6 protein-coding genes are annotated in these 6,361 nt (G+C 63.3%); 1 reads left to right on the top strand and 5 read right to left on the bottom strand.

Going from position 1 to position 6,361, the window contains the following annotated elements; genetic code table 11:
* Positions 1-76 precede the first annotated feature (76 nt).
* The 5 genes from QOC89_RS11910 to QOC89_RS11930 all read right to left on the bottom strand — a co-directional run bounded on the left by QOC89_RS11910 (position 77) and on the right by QOC89_RS11930 (position 5,472).
* Positions 77-2,320 carry a bifunctional (p)ppGpp synthetase/guanosine-3',5'-bis(diphosphate) 3'-pyrophosphohydrolase gene (locus QOC89_RS11910; RefSeq protein ID WP_323045194.1) on the bottom strand — a complete coding sequence of 748 codons (2,244 nt, stop codon included), beginning with the start codon at positions 2,318-2,320 and terminating at the stop codon, positions 77-79.
* A 63-nt stretch (positions 2,321-2,383) separates the two neighbouring features.
* A complete protein-coding gene (locus QOC89_RS11915) occupies positions 2,384-2,737 on the bottom strand; it encodes a RidA family protein (RefSeq protein ID WP_323045195.1) in 354 nt (117 codons plus the stop codon).
* A gap of 101 nt (positions 2,738-2,838) precedes the next feature.
* Positions 2,839-3,750, bottom strand: coding sequence for an alpha/beta hydrolase (locus tag QOC89_RS11920; protein WP_323045196.1), 912 nt, complete (start codon positions 3,748-3,750; stop codon positions 2,839-2,841).
* 373 nt (positions 3,751-4,123) lie between these two features.
* Positions 4,124-4,765 (bottom strand): CoA transferase subunit B, encoded by a 642-nt coding sequence (locus QOC89_RS11925; RefSeq protein WP_323045197.1) that lies wholly within the window; start codon positions 4,763-4,765, stop codon positions 4,124-4,126.
* Positions 4,766-4,767: 2 nt separating this feature from the next.
* Positions 4,768-5,472 (bottom strand): CoA transferase subunit A, encoded by a 705-nt coding sequence (locus QOC89_RS11930; RefSeq protein WP_323045198.1) that lies wholly within the window; start codon positions 5,470-5,472, stop codon positions 4,768-4,770.
* Between the two features lie 267 nt (positions 5,473-5,739).
* On the opposite strand from QOC89_RS11930, the gene QOC89_RS11935 reads away from it, so the two are divergent.
* Complete coding sequence (locus QOC89_RS11935; protein WP_179733167.1) at positions 5,740-6,285, top strand: LuxR C-terminal-related transcriptional regulator; 546 nt, start codon at positions 5,740-5,742, stop codon at positions 6,283-6,285.
* Positions 6,286-6,361: the final 76 nt, after the last annotated feature.

Here is a 6,361-nt window from a genome sequence, read left to right on the forward strand (position 1 = left end):
CGACTTTAAATTCACACGCACGCGCTCGCGCGCTTCTGGACGGATGCTCGCTGGCACCCGCCGCTTCGTCCGTGCATCAACTTTTTCGCGAAGCGCGCACCACGCCCGTCACTTCACCGAGCAACGTACACGCGCGCTGAATTTGCGCCGCATTCGATACCTCGACCGTGAATTGCATGAACGCGGCATTGCGACGCGATTGCGTTTTCACACCGATCACATTCATTTTCTCGCGCGCGAAAACTTCAGAGATGTCGCGCAGGAGGCCCTGCCTGTCTGTTGCCTCGATGCTGAGGTCGACGGGATAGACAGATTGCCCGCGACCGCTCATGACATCGGCCGACCATGCGGTTTGCAGCACACGCTCCGGCGCGCGATCGGCCATGCGCAGGAAGGTCGGGCAATCGCTGCGATGAATCGACATGCCCTTGCCGCGCGTGACAAACCCGCAGATAGCGTCGGGCGGCGCGGGACGGCAACAGCGCGCGAGTTGCGTGAGCAATGCGTCGACGCCGACCACCAGTACACCCGTGGAAGCCCCGCGTGCAACGCTCGCGCCGCTGCTGCGCTTCTCGAACTGCTCCGGCGCGTCGACAACCGGCTCGGGCGGCGGCGCATCGTGCAGCGCCTGCTCGACGAGCCGCAGACTGAATTCTTCCTTGCCGACCACCGAGAACAGGTCGTCGGTCGTCTTGAAGCCCAGCTTGGCGGCGAGCTGATCAAGATTGACCGAGGTCTTGCCTTCACGCTGCAAGGTCTTTTCGACCATCGCCCGGCCGCTTGCAATGTGCTCCTGCACTTCGACCGCGTTGAACCACGCGCGCACTTTCTGCCGCGCCCGATGGCTCTGCAGATATCCGAGCTGCGGGTTGAGCCAGTCACGCGACGGACCACCTTCCTTCACCGCGACGATCTCGACCGTCTGCCCGTTCTGCAGTTGTGTGTTGAGCGGCACCATCGCGCCGTCGACACGCGCGCCACGGCAGCGATGCCCCAGCTCGCTATGCAGGTGATACGCGAAATCGACCGGCGTCGCACCGTGCGGCAATGGGATCACGCGCGCTTGCGGCGTGAGTACGTAGATGTGGTCGTCGTCGAGCGTGGCCTGGCGCAGCTGCTCCCACGGCTGTGCCGCGCGTTTCTCGCCGTGCTCGCCCTCGGACACCTCATCTTTCCACGCGAGCAACTGACGCAGCCACGCGATCTTCTCGTCGTATTTCTCATTGGCGCTGAACTGCCCGCTGTAGCCCCGCGTGCCCGCTTCCTTGTAGCGCCAGTGCGCCGCCACGCCGTACTCGGCGAACTGATGCATTTCCTGCGTGCGAATCTGCACTTCGAACGCGCGGCCGTCGTCGCCGATCACGACCGTGTGCAGCGATTTATAGCCGTTCGGTTTTGGCCGCGAGATGTAGTCGTCGAACTCTCTTGGCACCGGCTGCCACAGGTTGTGCACGATGCCGAGCACCGTGTAGCAATCCTTGATGTCCGGCACGATCACGCGAAACGCGCGCACATCGTACAGTTCGGCGAAGTCCAGCTCCTTGCCGCGCATCTTGCGCCAGATGCTGTAGATGTGTTTCGGCCGGCCGCTGACTTCGGCCTGGACATGCGCCGCGGCCAACTCCCGCTGCAGCCGCTCGATCGCTTGCGCAACATAACTCTCGCGCTCGACGCGCTTCTCGTCGAGCAGCTTGGCGATGCGCTTGTAAGTGACCGGCTCTTCGAAACGGAGCGCGAGATCCTCGAGCTCCCACTTCAGTTGCCAGATGCCGAGCCGGTTAGCGAGCGGCGCGTAAATATCGAGCGTCTCACGCGCGACGTCGGGCGACGGCGTGAGTTTCGCCGCCGCGTAATAACGCAACGATTGCAAGCGCGACGCGAGCCGGATCAGCACCACCCGAATGTCCTGTGCGAACGCAAGCAGCATCTTGCGCAGCGCCTCGACCTGGGCGCGGCGCGCGGCTTGTGCGTCACGCCCGGCTTCAGGAATCGTATTCTGCGCGGCACGCAAACTCACGGTGCCGAGGCGCAGCAACTTGCGCACGTCGCCGACCAGTTGCGCGACTTCTTCGCCGAAGTTGTCGGCGATCACGCGCTCCGGGTCTTGCAGATGCGGCGTCAGCGCGAACAGGGCCGCCGCCAGCACAGCCGGCGGATCGACATTGAGCGTGCGCATGATCGACGCCGTACCCGCCGCATGATCCGCCAGCGACTCGCCCGATGAGAGCCGTACCTCGCCCGCATGTTCGCGCACGAACGCCATCGCTTCGTCGAAGGAAGGCAGCGGTGTCGGCGTGCTCGTAACGATTTCGGTAGTCATGGTGCGGCGGCCCACCGGGCCAGACGGATCAACGGAATTTCAACAACCACTGCGAAGCCAGGCTTAAGCGCGCTGCGCAGCGACGACAACGATCTCGACGAGGCACTTCGGGTTCGCAAGCTTGGCTTCCACGGTAGCGCGCGGCGGCGTGGCGCCTTGTGCGACCCACTCGTCCCATACGGCGTTCATTCCGGCGAAATGCACCATGTCCGAGATGTAGATCTGTACGGACAGCAAGAGCGACTTGTCACTGTCCACTTCACCCAGCAAACGGTCGATGTGGCCGAGCACTTCGCGCGTTTGACCCGTGATGTCCTGATCCGCGTCTTCGGCAATCTGCCCGGCGAGGTACACGGTGCCGTTGTGCACGGCGATTTCCGAGAGGCGCTTGCCGACGTGGTGACGAATGACTGCCATGAAGAATCCTGAGGTTGGTTGAAAATTGATCGAAGATGCGTTCCACATTACGCCCGCTCGCCGAAGGCGCGAGGCTCACGGAGGCCGCGCGGAACTCGATATTATGACGCGTCAGCGGCCGGCCCGATAAAGAACTGCCTCGCGAGATCGATCTGATCGGCCGACAGAAACGCCGGCGCATGCCCCACGCCCGCGATTTCCGCGCTCGATACGGCGCGCCCGCTCTCGACCATCCTGGCGACGGTCTCCCGAGAAAGCAGATCCGACTGCTCACCGCGCACCACCAGCACAGGCCCCGGAAACGCGGCCAGCGACTGCCACAGCACGGCCTCTCCGAGCTTGGCCGCCTCTTCGGTGGTCGCGGCAAACGGCACGGCGATCCGTGGGTCGTAGCGGAACAGCCATTCGCCGCCTTGCTGATGCAAGAGCGGTGTATTGATCTCGCGCCACTCCTCTGGTGTGAGCGGGCCAAAAGTTTGCGCCAGCAACGCAGCGTAATCGATGCCCTGCTGCAGCGTTTCGAAGCGCACGGGTTTGCCGACGTAATCGCCGATCCGCTGCACGGCCGCCGGTTCCAAATGCGGCCCGACGTCGTTCAGCAGCAGCTTGCGAATCGGCGTTTCCGGCAGGCCGGCCAGCGCAAGTCCAATCAGACCGCCCATCGAGGTGCCGAACCAGTCGACCGTTTCGACGTTGAGGCGCGCGATCAACGTGATCATGTCGGCGACGTATTGCGGCACGCCATACAAGTTGGGGTTGCTGAGCCACGAAGACAAGCCCCGCCCCGCCACATCCGGACACACCACGCGGTAAGTGCCGGCGAATTGCGCCGCGAGGCGGTCGAAATCGCGCCCTGAGCGCGTCAAGCCGTGCACGCACAGCAGCACACGTGGATTGGCCGGGTCACCCCACTCGGTGTACGCGATCCGGTGCAGGCCGCCGGCGCTCGCGCATTGCACATAGCGTTGGCGCGGCGCGGACCGCTCGGCGGTGGAAGCGGACGTTTCGGTCATCTGGGTTCCTTGCAAAAGCGCTGCGGGCTCGGCGCAGACAAGCGGCGGGAAATCAACGTCGAATCTTCCAACGATTGTAAACCGCTTTGCCTCGCAACAAGAATCGGCCAAACGGCCTAAGACTAACCAGGATACCCCACAGCGAAAGTCCTTGCGCAGGCGCTCAGATGTGGGCGGGCAGCCCAAAATGGTACGAAACGCAGCACCAAAACAAAACGGGCGAGACTCGCGCCTCGCCCGTTTATAACCTGCTTCTACAACCTGCTTCAACCCGTTTCGTAAGCCGCCCGCGCCCGTGCCCCACAAGGCGACTTGCATTACCACCCGCCAGACGCCGATCAGATGGATCTGGGACGGCGGCTCATCCAATCACTCAGCTCACCGCGCTGACATCCAGCGGTGCGCCCGTCTTCGCCTTGATTTCCTCGACGCTAACACCCGGTGCCAGTTCAGTCAGCTTCAGACCCTCTTGCGTCACCTCGATCACGCCGAGATCGGTGATGATCTGATCCACCACGCCTACGCCCGTCAGCGGCAACGTGCATTCTTCGAGAATCTTGTGCTGATCGCCCTTCGCGACGTGCTCCATCAGCACGACCACGCGCTTGACGCCCGCCACCAGATCCATCGCGCCGCCCATGCCCTTGATCATCTTGCCCGGGATCATCCAGTTGGCGAGGTCGCCCTTCTTGCTGATCTGCATGGCGCCCAGAATCGCCAGGTTAATGTGGCCCCCGCGAATCATCGCGAACGAATCCGCCGACGAGAAAATCGACGAACCCGGCAACGTGGTCACCGTCTGCTTGCCGGCGTTGATCAGGTCGGCATCCACTTCTTCTTCGGTCGGCGACGGGCCGATGCCGAGCAGGCCGTTCTCCGACTGCAGCCACACTTCGACGCCGGCCGGCACGTGGTTCGCCACCAGCGTCGGCAAGCCGATGCCGAGGTTCACGTAGAAACCGTCCTGCAATTCCTTTGCCGCGCGCGCGGCCATTTCGTCACGAGTCCATGCCATGATCAATCTCCTTTCGCGCGGACGATACGTTGTTCAATGCGTTTTTCCGGATTCGCATTGAGCACAATGCGCTGCACGAAAATACCCGGCGTGTGGATCGCATCCGGATCGAGCTCGCCCACTTCAACGATTTCCTCGACCTCGGCGACCGTGATCTTGCCCGCCATCGCGCACATCGGGTTGAAGTTGCGCGCCGTGCGGCGATAGATCAGGTTGCCCGATTTGTCGGCCTTCCATGCCTTGACCAACGCGACGTCGGCCGTCAGCGAGTGTTCGAGCACGTAGTGGTTCTCGCCGAACTGACGGGTTTCCTTGCCCTCGGCAATCAGCGTGCCGTAGCCGGTGTTCGTGAAGAACGCCGGAATGCCCGACCCGCCGGCGCGCAGCTTCTCGGCGAGCGTGCCTTGCGGCGTGAATTCGAGTTCGAGTTCGCCGGCCAGATACTGGCGCTCGAACTCCTTGTTCTCGCCCACGTATGACGAAATCATCTTCTTGACCTGGCGCGTTTCGAGCAACAGACCGAGGCCGAAACCGTCGACGCCCGCATTGTTGCTGATGCAGGTAATGCCCTGCACCTTCGAATCGCGCAGCGCCGCGATCAGCACCTCGGGAATGCCGCACAGCCCGAAGCCGCCGACGGCAAACGTCTGCCCGTCCTTGACGATGTCTTTCAGCGCCTCGGCGGCGCCTGGATAGACCTTGTTCATCAGTATGTCCCTTCCTTTATGGAAATCCGAAACCCGGTACGCGGGCCGCCGGTACGCCGGCTGGTTGCGACTTCGATATGGCGCAGAGCGGGCAAACGCCCGACACGTCATTCTAGTCATCCGCGGCCGGCCTTGCGCCCAGATCGACCTGCGTGGCGGCAATGCCTGCTGCGGCCGCTTCGCCGCGTTGTCATGTGCCCGCAAGCGTACGCTGCGCGCGCCATACGGCACAATACGCAAAAATACATAAGTACTTGCCGCTAGCCCATGCCCGCACTGGATTACCAAACCGCGTTTCACCTCGCCCCGATCGGACTCGTGCTGTCGCGCGAACGGATCATCGAAGACTGCAACGACGAGCTGGCGTCGATCTTCGGCTGCACGCGCGAGGCGCTGCTCGGCCAGTCGTTCCAGGTGCTGTATCCGTCAACGGACGAATTCGAGCGGATCGGCGCACGCATTCCGCCGATCATGACCGCGCAAGGCAGCTATGCGGACGACCGGATCATGAAGCGCGCCAACGGGGAATTGTTCTGGTGTCACGTGACAGGCCGCGCACAGCAACGCGCCGACGCGCATGCCGCCGGCGTGTGGACTTTCGAGGACTTGAGCGCGACGCGGCGCGTGGCCGTCGAATTGACGCCTCGCGAGCGGGAAATCGCCGCGCAACTGGTGACGGGCAAAACCAGCAAGCAGATCGGGCGGGCGCTGGATATCAGTCCGCGCACGGTCGATGTCTACCGCGCGCGGCTGATGCGCAAATACGATACGGGCAACGCGACCGAGCTGCTGCAGCGCCTGCTCGGGCATTGAGGGCTGGAATTGGGTGCCGGCTCGGCGAGGGGCCTGCCTCGATGCAGGAGGTGCGGGGTGCGGGGTGCGGGGTGCG

This window comes from Paraburkholderia sp. (genome assembly GCF_034668105.1).
Taxonomy (GTDB): domain Bacteria; phylum Pseudomonadota; class Gammaproteobacteria; order Burkholderiales; family Burkholderiaceae; genus Paraburkholderia.

Excerpts from the sequence above, each read along its gene's own strand:
- QOC89_RS11910 (WP_323045194.1), bottom strand. The coding sequence starts at position 2,320 with ATGACTACCGAAATCGTTACGAGCACGCCGACACCGCTGCCTTCCTTC.
- QOC89_RS11915 (WP_323045195.1), bottom strand. The coding sequence starts at position 2,737 with ATGGCAGTCATTCGTCACCACGTCGGCAAGCGCCTCTCGGAAATCGCC.
- QOC89_RS11920 (WP_323045196.1), bottom strand. The coding sequence starts at position 3,750 with ATGACCGAAACGTCCGCTTCCACCGCCGAGCGGTCCGCGCCGCGCCAA.
- QOC89_RS11925 (WP_323045197.1), bottom strand. The coding sequence starts at position 4,765 with ATGGCATGGACTCGTGACGAAATGGCCGCGCGCGCGGCAAAGGAATTG.
- QOC89_RS11930 (WP_323045198.1), bottom strand. The coding sequence starts at position 5,472 with ATGAACAAGGTCTATCCAGGCGCCGCCGAGGCGCTGAAAGACATCGTC.
- QOC89_RS11935 (WP_179733167.1), top strand. The coding sequence starts at position 5,740 with ATGCCCGCACTGGATTACCAAACCGCGTTTCACCTCGCCCCGATCGGA.